The 16091-nt window shown below is 64.7% G+C and carries 15 protein-coding genes; 6 read left to right on the forward strand and 9 right to left on the reverse strand.

Annotation, left to right across the window (positions count from 1 at the left end):
* Positions 1 to 9 precede the first annotated feature (9 nt).
* From KB221_11570 to KB221_11580, 3 genes are all read right to left on the reverse strand, one after another.
* Positions 10 to 774: a response regulator transcription factor gene (locus tag KB221_11570; protein WIY68717.1), complete on the reverse strand. Its 765-nt coding sequence runs from the start codon at positions 772 to 774 to the stop codon at positions 10 to 12.
* A 66-nt stretch (positions 775 to 840) separates the two neighbouring features.
* Entirely contained in the window at positions 841 to 1425 is a 585-nt protein-coding gene (locus KB221_11575) for a hypothetical protein (protein ID WIY68718.1), read from the reverse strand.
* A complete protein-coding gene (locus tag KB221_11580) occupies positions 1415 to 1642 on the reverse strand; it encodes a hypothetical protein (GenBank protein WIY68719.1) in 228 nt (75 codons plus the stop codon). Before KB221_11580 ends, KB221_11575 begins: the two co-directional genes overlap by 11 nt.
* A 274-nt stretch (positions 1643 to 1916) precedes the next feature.
* Here KB221_11580 and KB221_11585 point away from each other — a divergent pair, with 274 nt between their 5' ends.
* Positions 1917 to 2567, forward strand: a complete 651-nt coding sequence (locus KB221_11585) for a winged helix-turn-helix domain-containing protein (GenBank protein ID WIY68720.1) — start codon at positions 1917 to 1919, stop codon at positions 2565 to 2567.
* Between the two features lie 140 nt (positions 2568 to 2707).
* On the opposite strand, the gene KB221_11590 is transcribed toward KB221_11585, so the two are convergent.
* Positions 2708 to 5716: a TonB-dependent receptor gene (locus KB221_11590; GenBank protein ID WIY68721.1), complete on the reverse strand. Its 3009-nt coding sequence runs from the start codon at positions 5714 to 5716 to the stop codon at positions 2708 to 2710.
* Between the two features lie 825 nt (positions 5717 to 6541).
* Between KB221_11590 and KB221_11595 the strand changes: the two genes are divergently transcribed.
* The 3 genes from KB221_11595 (at position 6542) to KB221_11605 (ending at position 10138) form a co-directional block, all read left to right on the forward strand.
* Entirely contained in the window at positions 6542 to 7441 is a 900-nt protein-coding gene (locus KB221_11595; GenBank protein ID WIY68722.1) for a haloalkane dehalogenase, read from the forward strand.
* Between the two features lie 557 nt (positions 7442 to 7998).
* Positions 7999 to 9096 carry a hypothetical protein gene (locus KB221_11600; protein ID WIY68723.1) on the forward strand — a complete coding sequence of 366 codons (1098 nt, stop codon included), beginning with the start codon at positions 7999 to 8001 and terminating at the stop codon, positions 9094 to 9096.
* Between the two features lie 142 nt (positions 9097 to 9238).
* Positions 9239 to 10138 carry a haloalkane dehalogenase gene (locus tag KB221_11605; protein WIY68724.1) on the forward strand — a complete coding sequence of 300 codons (900 nt, stop codon included), beginning with the start codon at positions 9239 to 9241 and terminating at the stop codon, positions 10136 to 10138.
* A 21-nt stretch (positions 10139 to 10159) separates the two neighbouring features.
* On the opposite strand, the gene KB221_11610 is transcribed toward KB221_11605, so the two are convergent.
* Positions 10160 to 10633, reverse strand: coding sequence for a DUF1330 domain-containing protein (locus tag KB221_11610; protein ID WIY68725.1), 474 nt, complete (start codon positions 10631 to 10633; stop codon positions 10160 to 10162).
* A 76-nt stretch (positions 10634 to 10709) separates the two neighbouring features.
* Between KB221_11610 and KB221_11615 the strand changes: the two genes are divergently transcribed.
* Complete coding sequence (locus KB221_11615) at positions 10710 to 11795, forward strand: DUF2855 family protein (protein ID WIY68726.1); 1086 nt, start codon at positions 10710 to 10712, stop codon at positions 11793 to 11795.
* Positions 11796 to 11832: 37 nt separating this feature from the next.
* Here KB221_11615 and KB221_11620 read toward each other — a convergent pair whose 3' ends face one another.
* Positions 11833 to 12636 (reverse strand): SDR family oxidoreductase, encoded by an 804-nt coding sequence (locus KB221_11620; GenBank protein WIY68727.1) that lies wholly within the window; start codon positions 12634 to 12636, stop codon positions 11833 to 11835.
* 81 nt (positions 12637 to 12717) lie between these two features.
* Here KB221_11620 and KB221_11625 point away from each other — a divergent pair, with 81 nt between their 5' ends.
* Entirely contained in the window at positions 12718 to 13716 is a 999-nt protein-coding gene (locus tag KB221_11625; GenBank protein WIY68728.1) for an NADP-dependent oxidoreductase, read from the forward strand.
* 96 nt (positions 13717 to 13812) lie between these two features.
* Here the strand turns inward: KB221_11625 and KB221_11630 are convergent, their stop codons facing one another.
* The 3 genes from KB221_11630 to KB221_11640 all read right to left on the reverse strand — a co-directional run bounded on the left by KB221_11630 (position 13813) and on the right by KB221_11640 (position 16091).
* The gene (locus tag KB221_11630; protein WIY68729.1) at positions 13813 to 14229 is read right to left on the reverse strand and encodes a hypothetical protein; all 417 of its coding nucleotides are present in this window, start codon (positions 14227 to 14229) and stop codon (positions 13813 to 13815) included.
* A gap of 258 nt (positions 14230 to 14487) precedes the next feature.
* Entirely contained in the window at positions 14488 to 15441 is a 954-nt protein-coding gene (locus KB221_11635; GenBank protein WIY68730.1) for an alpha/beta hydrolase, read from the reverse strand.
* A gap of 26 nt (positions 15442 to 15467) precedes the next feature.
* On the reverse strand, positions 15468 to 16091 hold the full coding sequence (locus tag KB221_11640) for a TetR/AcrR family transcriptional regulator (protein WIY68731.1): 624 nt from the start codon (positions 16089 to 16091) through the stop codon (positions 15468 to 15470).

The raw sequence follows: 16091 nt of genomic DNA on the forward strand, positions 1-16091 counted from the left end.
AGGCAGCGGTCACAATGCCGGGGATCGATCGACCTCGCTCATCTGACGGGAGGAAGCGGCGAAGCCCTGCGACCCGGCGCAGAGGGCGGCGACACCCTCTTCCATGAAATACCCGCCGGAGCGCAGCGTCTTCACCGTGTCGGATTCCAGGCCGGCCTTCATCATCTTGCGGCGAAGCCGGACGATCGATGTCCGGAAATGATTGATCGACAGGCCCGGGAGTTCTTCAGCCGCGATTTCGCCCGTCACAGGCTGGCCCGGCCGAGCGAGAAACACATAAAGCAGGGCCACTTCGCCCGGCGTGAGCACCGCGGTGTCGCCTGTCGGGCCGGTCAGCTTTCGCGTTATGGCGTCGATGCGCCACGACTGCGCACCGCGAACCCGCTGGTGGCCGCCATCCATGCCAAGGATCCGGGCATTGAGCAGCGCTCTCGAGCGCCGAACCAATGCACGCGCTCTCGCGAGGAGTTCGCGGCTGTTGAAGGGGCGGCTCAGCAGATCGTCGGCCCCGACCTCCAGGGCGATGACACGATCGGTTACATCAGCGCTGTCCGAGATCATGATGATCGGGGCGGCGTACGAAACCGCCAGCCTGCGACAGACAGCCATGGCCCCGCCATCGCGCAAGCGTCCATCGAGAATGATCAGGTCGGCGTCTTCAAGCCGAAGGGCGGCTTCCGCTTCCGCTCCGGTTTCGACGCCGCGTGCCAGGAAGCCCTCGGCCTCCAGCAGGTCGCAGATTTGCGACCGTTCGCCCTGATCGCCGCAGACCACAAGCACGCCCGGATCGAGCTCGTCGAACTGTCTGGAAACTGTCTGGCTGGTCATTGCACTCATGCTTCACAAGGCCGCCGCCCGCGAGCGGTCGCCGGGGAGTGGGAACTGGCAAGCAGCTGAAGCGCCCGGGGCATTGGGAGCAGACAGCTGAGGGGCTCTGGCTGGGTCGGCGCGGCGTCCGGTCCGGTCGTGGCGATCGCCCTCCGCTCCACCCAGCCTCGCGAGGGCCCCGCTCACGTCCGGCTGTGAGACATCCGGTCCCTCTCCCGCGCAGATCCGCACGGGGTTGGCGATCAGGCGATCGATCCTGGCGCACAGGTCCCTGCCCTGCCGGGTCAGCCGTATCGTCTTGGAGTTTCGCGCGGGCCCCTGGGCGCAGAGTTCGACCAGACCCAGGTACGGTGAAAGGGCCCAGCGGGAGCCTCTCGGCGTCAGCGCCCGAATAGAGCGTGAGGCGGTCGGCTTCTTCAGACCGCTGATGGTCGCCAGCTCCGTGACGCTGATACCTTCGTTTTCGGCGACATAGAGGAAGACCAGGATGTTGGACATGTTGATGCCCAGGTCCAGGGCGCGGAACGTCTCGATGGCGGCGAGGACCGTATCTCTCCGGCGGCTCGCGCCGAACCCGGTCAGGGCTTCAGTCGACATAGGAGTTCAGCTTTCCCGTGCTGGAAAGTCTGCCGCCAGGCGGATGCCCCGGCGACATGCCACGGCGCACCTGCCGCCGTTCCCGAAACTCGAGCGCCGCGTCCGCATAGCTGTCGCGCATGGCGCCCAGCAGGGACTCGATGCGTCTCTGATGATCCGCTGCGTCGACAAAGTCAGCGGCATCAATGTCGATGGTGATGACCGCCCGCAGTCTCATGTCGCGCACCCCGTCACGGCGCGGGATTGCGCTGTGCTGAACCGACGCCAGCGCCGGTCCGGACCAAGAGAGCGTGGGACTGAGTCCATGGAAAGGCCCTGTGAAAGCGTGCCAACTGGCATGATCGTGACGCCGATCATGACGCAAGTTAGTATTTATTCCAGTGACTTTTTTTTAATAGGAGGACGCCCCACTCTGGAACCCGCCATGCCGGGCGCTCCGGCGAAATTTGTAGTTGCCGGTTTGCAAATGTGACAAACGCGAAGCAAGCACCGTGGCCTCGGTCAAGTCGCATTCAGGCCGCGTTCTCGAGGGGCTGTTCGTGAGCATAAGAACGGAAGAGGCGGACGAGACCCTGTGGGTCATGAACCGGGAACAGATCCGGCTGGCGAAGAGCCCGCGCCGACATGACATCGTGGACCGACTGGCCGCCTCGGGACCGCTATCGATCCGTGAGCTCGCCGAAATGCTCGGGGCTCAGCCGCCGGCGCTCTATCACCACATGCGCCAGCTCGTGGAGGGCAAGATTGTTGTGGAGGCGGGGCATCGCACGGTCCGACGGAAGCGTGAGCAACTCTATGACACCGTGTCCCGACGGATTCGCCTCGGCGCGGCGCTTGAGGATCCTGCGAACGACGATCTCATGACCGAGATTGTCGCGGGGCTGACGCGGCAGATGGATCGGGACTTCCGCCACGGGCTCAGCTCGGCCGACCGCGACGTGGCGGGCGCGGCCCGTAACCTTGGATTTCTCCGGGTCGTCTGCACCCCCAGTCCCCAGACCCTCGAGAAGGTGAACAGCAAGCTCGAGCAGATCGCGGACCTTCTGTGGCGCGACCAGGCCGGCGACGGTAATCCGCCTGTCGTTTTCCACTGGCTGATGGCACCCCTCACGCCGCCCCCCGCAGATTCCGGGAAAGGCTAGCGAACAGGCCGTTCGTCGGCCGCGCCCGTCTGGCTCACAGCCCGTTGCTGACGGGGTCACTCGCGACGCTTCGCCAGGGTGAACAAAAAGGGCGGCGGACCCGAAGATCCGCCGCCCCGAAAGATCCTGGGTATCAGGCCCTAGAAGTTGGCGGTGATACCGAAGAAGAAGTAGCGGCCGTTTGAATCATACAGCTGCGGATAGGTGTTGCCGTTGCCGACGGTGCCGACGCTGGTGGACAGAGGCGGATCGCTGTCGAACACGTTGTTCACGCCGGCGCGCAGTGTGACGGTGTCCCTCACCTGCCAAACAGCGGCCAGGTCGAAGTAGTTCTTGTCGTCAAGAACCTTGTCGATGCGTGCCGGGCTGTTGTCGAGGCTGCCGTCAGGCCCGAGAACGGCGACTTCCGACTCGCCGTAGTAACGCCAGGTGCCCGAGACATCGATGTCCCACGGGGTGAGCCAGGTCACGCGTCCACGGTGACGCCATTCCGGATTCGGGACGTCGCACTGATTGGCATAGAAGCCGGCGCAGTCGTACACGCTGTTGACGAAGCCCAGACCCGTGTCGGTCCCCAGTTCCTGCAGCAATGTGCCGACGAACGAGAACTGCAGCGAGCCCATGTTGGCGGCGCCCCAGTCTTCCAGATCAACGCCGTAGTTGGCGTTGAAATCGATGCCCGAGGTGCTGCGGCCACCGATGTTGACGTTGGTGTCGATGACATTGCCGTTGTTGAGCCAGAGGGCCCCCGTCGCACCATCGCGCACGATCAACGAACACGCCAGGGCGTTGCCGGCGGTGTAGCAGGCGTCCAGGGTGTTCAGGGGACCGATCCGGCCGATGAGGTTCTCGACCTCAATGCTGTAGTAGTCGATCGACAGGTTGAAGCGCGGCAGGAAGCTCGGCGTCAGGACAACGCCGAGGGTGTAGGTGTCTGCCGACTCCGGCTCCAGATTGGGGTTGCCGCCCTGAAGGAAGTTGTACTGACCGGCGGGGCTGTCGAGCAGGCCTCCGTCGCGTTCAGCGGTCGTCACCTGGTGAGCGCCGGCACCGACGCAGCTTGCAGGAACCGGTCCGGCTCCCTCCGCTGCGCGGCCGGGGGCCGAACAGGGGTCGAAGTCCGCGTCGAACAGGTTGAAGCCCCGGGCGGTGAACAGTTCGATCACATTCGGGGCCCGCACCGCGCGCGAATAGCTGGCGCGGAAGCGGACGTCTTCAACCGGCGCATAGTCGAGGCCGACCTTGTACGTGTCGGCGCCGAAGTTTTCGTACTCCGAACGACGGTAGGCGGCGTCCAGCGAGGCCGAATAGGCCCAGGGCTGGTCGTCAGCGAGCGGAATCTGGATCTCACCGAAGACTTCAGCAACCTCGGTATCACCGACGAAGCCGATGGTGGCGCCGCCTTGACCGGCGCCGTCGCCGGTGGCGAAGGCGCTGTCCGTGACCGAACCGAGGTAGTCACGGCGATACTCGGCACCGAACGCGACCTGAACGCTGCGTGAGGCGGCCGGCATGGACCAGCCCGTGTCGCCCGTGATGGCGGCGGTCACGACCTGCTGGGTGGTCTCGCCGGTCTGGAGCAGCGGGATCTGCACATAGTCCAGAGCCGCCTGGGTCACGCCACCCGGCGCGAAGATGTTGTAGGGCACACAGGTGGGATCCGACCCGTCCACCACCGACCGGCAGGTCGCGGTAACGCCGGGGCCCGGGTCGCTGTCGACGACGTCAAACGCACGGGCGAGACGCGTGTTCGAGAAATCGTTCAGAGCGGTCCGTGCGAGGCGAACACGCGAGAACTGGGCGGCCACATCGTAGTTCCAGCCGTCCGTGATCTCGCCGCGAACCCCGGCCACACCGCGGTAGGAGGTGTAGTTGAGCGAGTCCTGACGACCGCCGCCTTCGACGTTCCGGCGACCGATCAGCATGTCGACGGAACCGGCCAGGCCGCCGCCAGCGCAGCCGATGGTGGTGCGCTGTTGGGTCGACAGCAGCGGGTTGGCGCACTGCACCGTGATGATCGGCCCGAGGAAGGCCCCCGAGGGAGCGATCTGCGCCACCGACTGATAGTCCGAGAACATCAGTTGGGCGAAGACTTCCGCCTTGTCGTTGACCTCATAGCGGCCGAAGGCGCCGAGGGTGTAACGCTCATCGGGGCGCTGGTAGTAGTTCGACGGGCCGTAGTTGTACTGGTTGAGGGCCGCGTTGAAGGGCGTGAAGGTGCCGGTGCCGACGCCGGCGGTCCCGCCGACGGTCGAATTGGACCCGGTGTTCAGCGAAATGAAGCGCCCCGGGAAGGAGGTGCTGGAGCCGCCGCAGACGAAGTCGGCGGCGCCGGCCCCGCCATCGATCGCACAGGCCGAATAGTCGCGGTCGCGCTGCAGGATCGCATTGTTGTTGCGATAGCCGGCGTAGGCCATGATGTTGCCGCGGCCGTCGGCCGAGGACGCGCCCAGGGTCACGTTCAGCGAGCGGCTCTCACCGTCGGAGACTTCGTCCTCGGGCAGGGCGAACTGCGACGGGTTGGTCGCGGCGCGACCGGCGATGACGTTCCGCAGGTTGCCCACGCCGTCATAGCCGTTGTTGTGCTGATAGAAGCCATACTGGGCGTCGATCTGCAGACCTTCGAAGTCCTTCTTCATGATGAAGTTGACGACGCCGGCGACAGCGTCCGAGCCGTAAACGGCGGAGGCGCCGCCGGTCAGGACTTCAACGCGCTCAACGAGTTGTTCCGGGATCTGGTTCAGGTCGGCGGCGTCGTCTCTCGGCGAACCGTAGCCCATCCGGCGACCGTCGATCAGCACCAGGGTGCGCGACGAGCCGAGGTTGCGCAGCGAAACCGTGGCCGTGCCCGAAGCGCCGTTCGAGACGGTCGAGTTCTGGGCGGCGAAGGCTTGCGGCAGTTGCGAGATCAGGTCTTCGACCCGGGTCACACCCGCGACGTCGATGTCCTCGCCGGTCACCTGCGTCACCGGGCTGGTGGTGACAAGATTGGCCTGCGGAATGCGCGAGCCGGTGACGACGACATCGTCGAGTTCGGCATCCTGAGGCGCCGCATCCTGCGCAAGGGCCGGGGCTGCCGCCGAGAAAAGGGCGGCGCCGCAGATGATGGTGGAAGCCAGCAGTCGCTGGCGACGAAGAGTAGCTTTCACGGGGCGATTCTCCTGAAATCGGCGACGCCGCTCCAACCGAGCGACGGGCGCATCACTCCCGAGGGCTCAGCCCTGGGGAAACGCGTCGTGAATAGTTAGCGCCAACGAACCAACTCCGCTCAACGTATACATCTACTTATGTCTTGAATATTTCACGCAATGTCGCGAAATTGGCACGACAACAGTCATACTATTGCCCGACAACTGCACTCTACTTGTAAATTGACGCAACAATTGATGCGGTTCGGTCGCGAGCCTGCACTGTTTCTGTCACAACCGATGCGGCAATGGCGGGCCGACTTGCGGCAGCGTACCCAGGAGCAGACGAGACCTGAAAGAGATGAGTCGCTCGATCGCCTCGCGCTCGCGCGCAGCTTTCCGGGCAATCAGGCCCCGCCGGCGCCCTTAGCGCCCGGAAGCCGCGAGAGACGCTATACGCGCCGAAGTATCTGTCCGGGTCACCGAACTGTTCGGCGAGTCCGCCAAAGTCGGACTGGCGGAGACCGATTGTCAGACGACTGCCGCCATCCTCAAGGCTTCACAAGGCCTCCATCTTATGGCACTCAAAGTGCCGCTAAAAGGTGGAGACAGTTCTGGCGCGCGGGGCAACACTCGCCCGAAAGGATCACACGGTTCTGCTGTCCCGCCCGTTCCACGGGTTCGCGGTTCCGGTCACCGGAGCGCCAGGCCTGAACTTCCCGGTTCGTCCCAAGGTGGCGGCTGCGCGACCAGGCATGGCGGCCAAGGGCTGCGGGCCAGGCCTGGGCCGGCTCCGGGTCTGGTGATCTGCCGGCGAATTCACAGACATATGGATTGAGGACGACGATGGAATTTCTTCGCACCCCCGATGAGCGTTTCGCCAATCTGCCGGGCTACGCATTCACACCCCGCTACGACAGCGTCGAGGCCACGGACGGCTCGATGCTGCGGATCCACTATCTCGACGAGGGCCCCGCGCAGGGGCCGGTGGTGCTTCTGCTGCATGGAGAGCCGACCTGGTCGTATCTGTACCGGTCCATGATCGGTCCGTTGGCGGATGCCGGATTTCGCGTCCTCGCGCCCGACCTGATCGGCTTCGGCCGGTCCGACAAGCCGGTCGCGCGCGAAGCCTATTCCTATGCCGCCAATCTGGATTGGCTGGAGCAGTGGTTCCTCAAGCGAGACCTCGCCGACGTCACGCTGTTCTGCCAGGACTGGGGCGGTCTCCTGGGTCTCAGACTGGTCGCGGCTCACCCCGACCGGTTCGCACGCGTACTCGCCTCCAATACCGCTCTTCCCGATGGCTCGGACCTGGGCGATGGTTTCCGGCAATGGCGCGACTTCAGTCAGAGCCGGCCGGACATGGAGGTCGGCAAGGTGGTGGCGCGGGGGGTCAATCGCCGCCTGACCCCTGCCGAGGTATCGGCCTATGACGCCCCCTTTCCCGACGTCACCTACAAGGCCGCCGTCCTGACGTTCCCGACACTTGTTCCCGTTGGTCCCGATGACCGCGAGGCAGCTGAGAACCGGCAAGCCTGGTCTGTGCTGGAACAGTTCCAGAAACCCTTCCTGACCGCGTTCGGCGACCGTGACCCCGTCCTTGGGCATCTGGACTCCGTTCTTCAGAAACGCATTCCCGGTGCGCAGAGTCGGCCTCACATCCGCCTGGAGTCAGCCGGGCATTTCAGCCAGGAGGATGAGGCGGCGTTCTTCGTCCATGCCCTGTTGAAGCTGATGGACAACTGACAGGCGCCGCGGGGGAAGCTAGTGCGCCCATCGCGTTGACGATTCCGCCCGAAGCGCCGCGAGCGGCATGGTTTCGAGGCGTGTCTGAAAGGCTTTGAGCTTGTTGTCGGCAGTCGTCATCAGGCTCTCTCAAATTGCCGCACGATCAGAGGGCAAATCTGATGGTCCTGCACCGCAGGGCCTGATCGCGGACCTCGCCCCCCCCGCTGCGTCATCCGACTCTCGATGTCGTGAAAACCATGGCTGACGCAAAAGCAGAGCCGGATGGCGTAGCGGATGAGGTCCGCCGGCAACTGGTCGCCGTTGAACGAGAACGGCTTCACGAAATCGCTTGTTCGTCCAAGGCTTACAGCCGAACGGCCAGAGATCGCCTGCCGTTCGGCTGACACACCTCTGCGCGACAACTTGTCACTGACATAACGGCACTCTTTGTGCCACATTTCTCGCCAGACGGGTGCCCGAGATCGGCGCGGCCGGCGACAGTCCGCGTGAGCCCAGGTTTTTGATCAAAACCAGACGTACCGCAGGAAACCCCGGAGCGATTCAGAAGGACTTGCATGCCGGATCGCGCTGTTCGCAGCCTTGAGTTTCTGGAGAAGTCGGCCTCGACGGCCCGGGTTCTGAACCTGTTCAAGATCTTCAAGGCCCATGGCCATACCCGCGCCTGGCGCGAACAGCCGCTGTTCCAGACGGAGGGGCTGAACCAGGCCCTCCTGATCAAACACCGGCTGCGTCGCAATGAGACCGATTTTTTCGAGGGCCCGCGCCGGGTAGCGACCAAGATCATACTGCCGATCGACAACCGTGAGCTCAAGGCGGGCGGTCGCTACTTCTTCTTCGGACAGATCAATTTCGCTTCGATTGTCAGGGAAGTGTTCGGCATCACACCGGAACACCCCGATTTCCGGACACTGGCGCTCATAGACCAGCTGCCTTCGCTGGATCCCTTCCTGCTGCGGGAGCAGTTGAGCCGGGCAGGCATTGATCCGGCCCCCTGCTATTTCGCCATCAGTGAGGCCGACATGCAGAAGATGCTGAGCTTCGTCCAGGGCGAGATCGAACCCCTGGTCCAGCTCAGCCTCGGCGGAACGCAGGCCTCGCCCGATACGGTTGCCCGGATGGCGGCCAGGATTCTTTCCAATGCACCCGGCGACCGTTTGGACAGCCTCGGCGAGGTCCTGAGACTCAACCCTGAGCAATATGAGGAAGGGATCTTCTGCTGGAAGGGCTTCCTCTATTTCAAATGGACGCTCGGCAGTCTGGGCGAGCATCTCGTCACCGTGATGTCCCGGGTTTCCAGCATCAAACCGGTGGGCCCCCTGGATGGCGAATCCCGGGAGTATATTGCCCGCGGTCGGGAGGTTGTCCGCAAACTGATCAAGCGGGCCCTCGCGGAAACCCGTCAGACGATGAAAATCTATGACGAGGCTTATGCCGGTCTTACCCGGAACGACAATCCCCTGATCTTCCGGGACTTCCTGCTCAATGCCCCCGCGCTGTTCGCCCGCCTCGGTGACCAGCTTGGTGCCATTCAGCACGTCATCAGCTTCTGGAATTTCCGCTTCAGCCCGAAGTCCGAGGCCCCCAGTGTGTCGGAGCTGATCGACATCTTCATGGATTTTGAAACGAGCCTCAAAGGTCGGCCTGAAGCGTGAGCCAAGCGGGTGGGCGAGGGTGCCAGGTCACGAAAGACCCCCTTCCCTGCCCGACCTCAACCTGCAGCCTCACAGACCGCCATCCGCGAGATTGACGCAACAGATTATATTGGCATCCTGCGTGCAATATCTGGAGATGACCATGCGGATTCTGAGAACGCCGGATTCCTGTTTCGAGGGTCTCGAAGGCTACGATTTCGCGCCCCACTACACAGAAATCGTCGACGCGGACGGCACGGCCATCCGCATCCACCACGTCGACGAGGGCCCAAGGGACGGACCGCCGGTCCTGCTGATGCACGGCAATCCGACCTGGGCCTATCTTTACCGCAAGATGATCCCGATCCTGGCCGCGGCCGGTTGCCGGGTCATGGCCGTCGACCTGGTCGGCTGCGGTCGGTCCGACAAGCCGAGCGAAAAGGACGACTACACCCTTGCCCGGCACTATGACTGGATCGGCCGCTGGCTGGCGGCGCTGGATCTGAAGGGGCTGACCCTCTTCTGTCAGGACTGGGGGGGAACGATCGGCCTCGCCCAGGTCGCCAACACCCCCGAGCGCTTCGACCGGGTCATCGCCTGCAACACCGGCGTGCCGGCGGGCGAAGGCGGCAATGAGATGCTGCGAAACTGGCTGGCGATGATGGCGGTCCTGCCGGAGTTTCCGTTCGACGCCGTCATGCAGGGCGGCATGACGGTTCCGCTCACACCCGCCATGATGGCCGCCTGGAAGGCCCCCTTCCCCGAGCCCGCCTACCAGGCCGGCATCGTCGCCTTCCCGCAACTGATCGCCATCTTCGAGGACAATCCCGGGGTGCCATTGAACCGGGAAATCCGTGAGAAGCTGAAGCGCTTCGACAAGCCGTTCCTGACCGTCTGGGGCGGAAGGGACATGGTGACCCCCGGCGGCGACCGCCGCCTTCAGCGTGAGATCCCCGGAACGACGGGGCAGGCGCACGTTCACCTGCCCGAAGCCGGCCATTTCCTGCAGGAGGACGCCCCCGAGGAGGCGGCGCGGGCGATACTCTCCTTCATGGGGCGCTGACCGGGAACGGAAGTCCCGCTGTCAGCCGGCCTCGATGCCTGACAGGTCCTGCGCCGCCCTGAGCCACGCCGGCAGCACGGTCTCGATGTTGAGCTGGCCTTCCAGGCCGGCCGCCCTGTGCACCGAGATCGCACGCCATTCCGCCGAGGTGCTCATGGCGGCAAGGGCGGCCCGGTCAGGATACTGGGCGAGGGCGACCTCGTCCCAGAGCCGGTCTACCTCGCCGATCGCCAGCCAGGTGACGTCCCCGACGAACAGGACCCGGCCGCCGTAGGCCGTGATCATGGGACCGACCTCCGCGCCGTAGAGGGCATAGGCCTCGCGGCCTGTCAGGTCGCAGGGGCGGCCGTCCTCATAGACGGCGCGATCACGGAATTTGAGCAGATTGACCATGACGATCGGCCCTTCCGGTCCGGCCTCGAACATGCCCTTCTTCTGGGCCTCCGAGACCGGGTAGAGTGCGTTTCTGACCTGGACGGCGGCAGTGGCGTTCATGAGGGTTCCTCGGTTGTTTCGTCACACATGATGCCATAAGAATCCCACCAGACAAGATTTTGACCGGAGGCTCATCGTGAACGAGATCACCCAGATCCAGGTGCGCAGGAACGACCTGCACACCACGCGGATCGTAAGTCGCCCCCTGCCCGTCCCGGCCGCGGGCGAAGTGGTGGTCTCCGTGGACCGGTTCGCCTTGACCGCCAACAACATCACCTATGCCGTCACCGGTGACTTTATCGGCTACTGGGGCTTCTTCCCCGTGGACGCCGATTGGGGCGTGGTTCCGGTCTGGGGTTACGGCACCGTGGTCGCCTCCAACTGCCCGGAGATTCCGGAGGGAGAGCGTCTGTACGGCTTCTTCCCCATGGCTTCGCATGTCGTGCTGCAGCCCGGCAAGGTGACGGCCGGTGCCTTCACGGATTTCGCCGAACATCGCCGGGCCTTGCCGGGCCTCTATAACCGCTATGTGCGGACCGCCGACGACGCCCCCGAGATCGCCGCCATGGGTGACGAGCGGTGCCTGTTGTTCCCGCTGTTCGCCACCTCCTACATTCTCTCCGACTATCTGGAAGACAACGCCAATTTCGGCGCAAAGCGCGTGCTGATCGGCAGCGCCTCGTCCAAGACCGCCTTCGGCCTCGCCCATCTGCTCGCCAACGCCCCGAACCGGACCCTCGAGGTCATCGGCCTGACCTCGCCCGGCAATGTCGCGTTCACAACCGGCCTCGGTCTGTATGACCGGGTCATCACCTATGATCAGATCGGCACCCTCGAGACCGGCATACCGACCGCGCTGGTGGACATGTCCGGGTCCGGTGCCGTGATCCAGGCGGTCGATGACCATCTGGGCAAGGACGTGGTCCTCAGTTCCATCGTCGGGGCAACCCACTGGGACGCCAAGCGGCACAAGGGCGAGACCCAGGGTGCACGGCCCACCTTCTTCTTCGCGCCCGCCCAGTTCGCCAAGCGCGAGCAGGACTGGGGCCCCGGCGTGGTGATGCAGCGCGCCCTCGAGGCCAGCGCGCAAGTCGCGGCCGACGCCCGGTCACTGCTCGATGTCCGGCACAACCGGGGGGCAGAAGCCGTGCGCGACGCCTATGTGGAAATGCTCAATGGCCGGACCTCACCCGGCATCGGGGTGATGCTGAGCGTCGCCTGAGGCCCTGCCTGTGCCGGCCCCGGAAGGGGGCCGGCTGTCAGAGGCTGTCGGTGATGATGGCCGGGGCGGGGAAGGCGGCGCTGAGGCCACCGCAGACATTCAGGGCCTGCCCGTTGATGTAGCGGGACTCATCGCTCGCAAGGAAAAGGGCGGCGTCGGCCATGTCCTCGGCCGCGCCGATCCGGCGCATCGGATTGATGTCCGCGAGCGGATTGGATCCAACCGCCGCCTCGAGAAAGTCGAACGAAGGCTTGGTCATCGGCGTGGCGGTGCCGGCCGGGCAGAGCGCATTCACGCGGACGCCCTTCCGGCCGAGCGACTGGGCCGTGTTCTGCACCAGGCTGATGACACCGGCCTTGGAGGCGCTGTAGTCGATCGGACCGGAGTTGGCCCGCTGGCCCGCAATGCTCGCCGTGACGATGATCGCGCCGGACCGCCGGGCGATCAATCGCGGCGCACCGTGCTTGATGAGCAGCATCGGCCCCACGAGATTGATGCGGATCGTCTCCATGAAATTGGCGACATCCGTGCCCTGGACAGGAACCATCCAGCCCCCGACACCCGCGTTGGCGACCAGGACATCCAACCCGCCGAAACGCTCTTCGGCGGCCGCGACGAAGGCCGCCACCGAGGCCTCATCTGCCACATCGGCACGATGGAAGGCGATGCGGTCCGAAGTCGGCCCAAAGCCATCGAGGGCCGCATCAAGCCGACGCAGGGAGCGGTCGACGCCGAAGACCTGGGCACCCTCCGCCACGAACCGGCGGGCCATCGCCAGCCCGATGCCACCACCGACCCCGGTGATCAGCGCGACTTTGCCCTCGAGTCGTCCACTGCCCATGATGCTCTCCCGATGCGATTCTTATGGCAGAGTTAGTGCCAATATATAGACTGCCGCAACCCCTATTCACGGAGCCCAGTCATGACCCGACCGACCCAGATCCGCCTCGCCCAGCGTCCCGTTGGATCGGCCGACGCTTCGACCTGGGCGACGACCCACGACGCCGGCCGTGATCCGGCAGCGGGTGAGATCCGGCTGAATGTGACCCACATCTCGCTCGACCCCGCCATGCGCGGATGGATCAACGCCGGTCGCAGCTATATCCCGCCGGTCGGCATCGGCGAGGTCATGCGGGCTATCGGCGTGGGCGAGGTGACGGCGACGGCCTCCGACCGTTTCAAGGTCGGGGAAATCGTGATGGGCCTGACAGGCGTCCAGACCGATGCCACGGTTGCCGCCAAGGATTTCAACAAGATAGAGCCGTCTTTGGCCCCGCCCTCCACCTTCCTTGGTGGCCTCGGGATGCCGGGCATGACCGCCTATTTCGGCCTGCTGGACGTGGGCAAGCCCGAGGCCGGGCAGACCGTGGTCGTCTCCGCCGCGGCCGGAGCGGTCGGCGCCGTCGTGGGGCAGATCGCAAAGCTCAAGGGGTGCCGGGTCGTCGGTCTGGCCGGGGGCGCCGACAAGTGCCGCTATGTGGTCGAGGAACTGGGCTTCGACGCCTGCATCGACTATCGGGGAGGCGCGCTGCAGGAACAGTTGAAGGCGGCCTGCCCGGACCGGATCGACATCTATTTCGACAATGTCGGCGGCGAGATCCTGGACGTCTGTCTGGGCCTTCTGGCCCAGAAGGCCCGCGTCGTGATCTGTGGCGCCATCAGCCAGTACAACGCCACCGAAGGCATGACAGGGCCCGCCAACTACATGAGCCTGCTGGTCAACCGTGCGCGGATGGAGGGCTTCGTCGTGTTCGACTACCAGAAGCAGTTCCTGGGGGCGATCATGGAGATGGCCGGCTGGATGATGTCCGGTCAGATCAAGTTCAAGGAACATGTGGTCGAGGGCATCGAGAGCTTCCCCCAAGCGTTCGACATGCTGTTTGCCGGCACGAATTTCGGCAAGCTGGTGATCAAGGTCTAGCCGGGATCAGTGGGTCTTCCCGGACCGCCGGAACCGGGTGCCACCCCGGTGCCGGCACACCGGGGATCGCCGTGCCCGGGCCGGGCGCCCGATCGGCTAGCGCCGGGCCAGCCCGGGCTTACGGTCGCCATAGACCGCGAGCAGCCAGGCGATCACGATGATCGGCAGCAGGACCATGTTGAAGATCTCGCCGGGGACTTCCACCGGCAGCGGCCTCCAGAAGTGGAGGTTCACGACGGCCCCCGCCGTCAGAAGAGCCTGCAGACCAAGCCCGAGCACAATGAGGTCCCGTCGGGCCGCGAGCATATAGGCCTCGAACAGCCCGATCACGATCTGGTTGACCCCGATGAGTGCGAACAGCGGGATGATCGTGCTTGCCGAGGTGCTCAGATCCAGCCCCGCGATCGTGCCGGCACCCCCGTCAGGGCTGAAGGCATGGACCCCGCCCCGCGCCAGATTCATGAGGGCGAAAAGGCCCAGGACGATGGACGGCCCGAGTTTCAACGGGTTCATGTGATCAGCTTCCCCAAAATGTTAGCCGTTCCGCCCGGCCGACCGCTGCGGCCGTTCGGGTCGGTCGTCTGAGCCTTTGCCGGCCGGATTCACGGTCCGCCCTCCGCCGACCATAATGCACCATGAGTGTCGATAGATGGCAAGTCTCGCGGGCGGTCCCGTCGTCGGATCGACAGTGGAGCCCATTTTCGCCCGCTGGTTCTCCCTCCGCTGGCCGGAGCGATCACGGCACCGTGGCCCCGGGTGTTCTGCGGACACTCAGGCCGGCGGCAGCGTAAGGGCCCGGCGCAAGGCGTCGAGACTATCCCGGGCCTGCTGCCGGCTGACCCGGGCCGGCAACACGACCGAGCCGTGGAAGGTCCCCGGATAGCTGTGCACCTCAACACTGACGCCGTCACGGAGGAGCTGCATGGCGTAGAGCAGTCCCTCATCGCGCAGCGGGTCGAACTCCATGGTGTTGACCAGGGCCGGAGGCAGGCCGCTGAGATCCGTCGCCCGCGCCGGCGCGGCCAGGACGGGCACATCATCCGCACCACGCCGATAGCCCGCCCCCAGATAATAGTCCCAGCTGGTCTCGGCCAGGGACCGCGTCCAGACCGGCGTGTCCGTGAAGGCCCGGGCGCTGGGGGTGTCCAGTCGATCGTCGAGTTCGGGGATGCTGAGATGCTGGAAACAGATGGCCGGCCCGGACCGGTCCCGGGCCAGGAGGCAGAGAGCGGCGGCCAGACCGCCGCCGGCACTGACGCCGTAGACCGCGATCCGCGCAGGGTCGATCCGCAACGCTGCGGCCTGCTGATGCATCCAGACGAGCGCGGCATAGCAGTCGTCCAGTCCGGCCGGATAGGGATGTTCCGGAGCGAGCCTGTAGTCGACGGTCACGACGGTCACGCCAAGGCTGACGGCGTTGTGCACGGCCAGACCGTGTTCGGTGTCCAGGCTGCCGACCACGAAGCCGCCGCCGTGGATCTGCAGAATTGCCGCCGAAACATCCGGGGCATCGTTTGGCCGATAGATCCGGATCGGCACCGGCGGCCGTCCTCCCTCGCCCGGCACCGAGCCATCCTCGATGACCAGGGCGCTGGTATCCACCCCGGCGGACAGCATCGCATTCACGTCCTCGAAGTACCGGCGTGCCGGGACCGGGTCGACGAACGACCCTGAAGGGATCGAGGCAGCGAACTGCGCCAGCTCGGGATCGAGGGGATATTTCATACTGGGTCAGACCTGTTCGAGAAACTTCAGCGACTGGCGATACCGTCCAGCAGCATGCGCCTGACGGCAGAGTTCATCCGTTTGAGAAGTTCCTGATCACCCGCGTTGATGGTCATCAGGATCGTGCTGAAGATCATGCCCACCAGCAGATGGGCCGTGGCTTCCTTGTCCAGGTCGCTGCGCAGGAAGCCCTGCTGGATGCCGTTTTCGAAATAGGCATCGACCTGCCTGGCGCACCAGTCGAAGAAGTCGGTGATCCGCCGGGTCATTTCGGGGTCGATAGAGGTCGCCTCCAGCAGCAGGATCCGGAACAGGCCCGGCGTCTCATGGAGGATCTTGCTCAGTGAGACGCCCAGCCGTGCCAGCTGGCCCTCATAGTCTTGCAGCGTTTTGCTGGCCGTGGGCGCATTGGCCTCGGCCATGGCCAGCCTGATCTTCTCGCAAACGCTATCGATAACGTGCTCGAGGATATCGCGCTTGTTCTCGAAGTATCTGTAAAACGTCCCGTGTCCGATGCCGAGACGTTTTGCGATGTGAGATATACTGGTCTGGTGATAGCCGCGCTCAGAAAACCCTATGAAGGCAGCATCGATTATTTCTTGCCGTAACTGCAAGCGATGGCGTTCCGCCCGACTCACGGGCGCAATCAC

The sequence above is a fragment of the Aquidulcibacter paucihalophilus genome, from assembly GCA_030285985.1.
Classification (GTDB): domain Bacteria; phylum Pseudomonadota; class Alphaproteobacteria; order Caulobacterales; family Caulobacteraceae; genus Brevundimonas.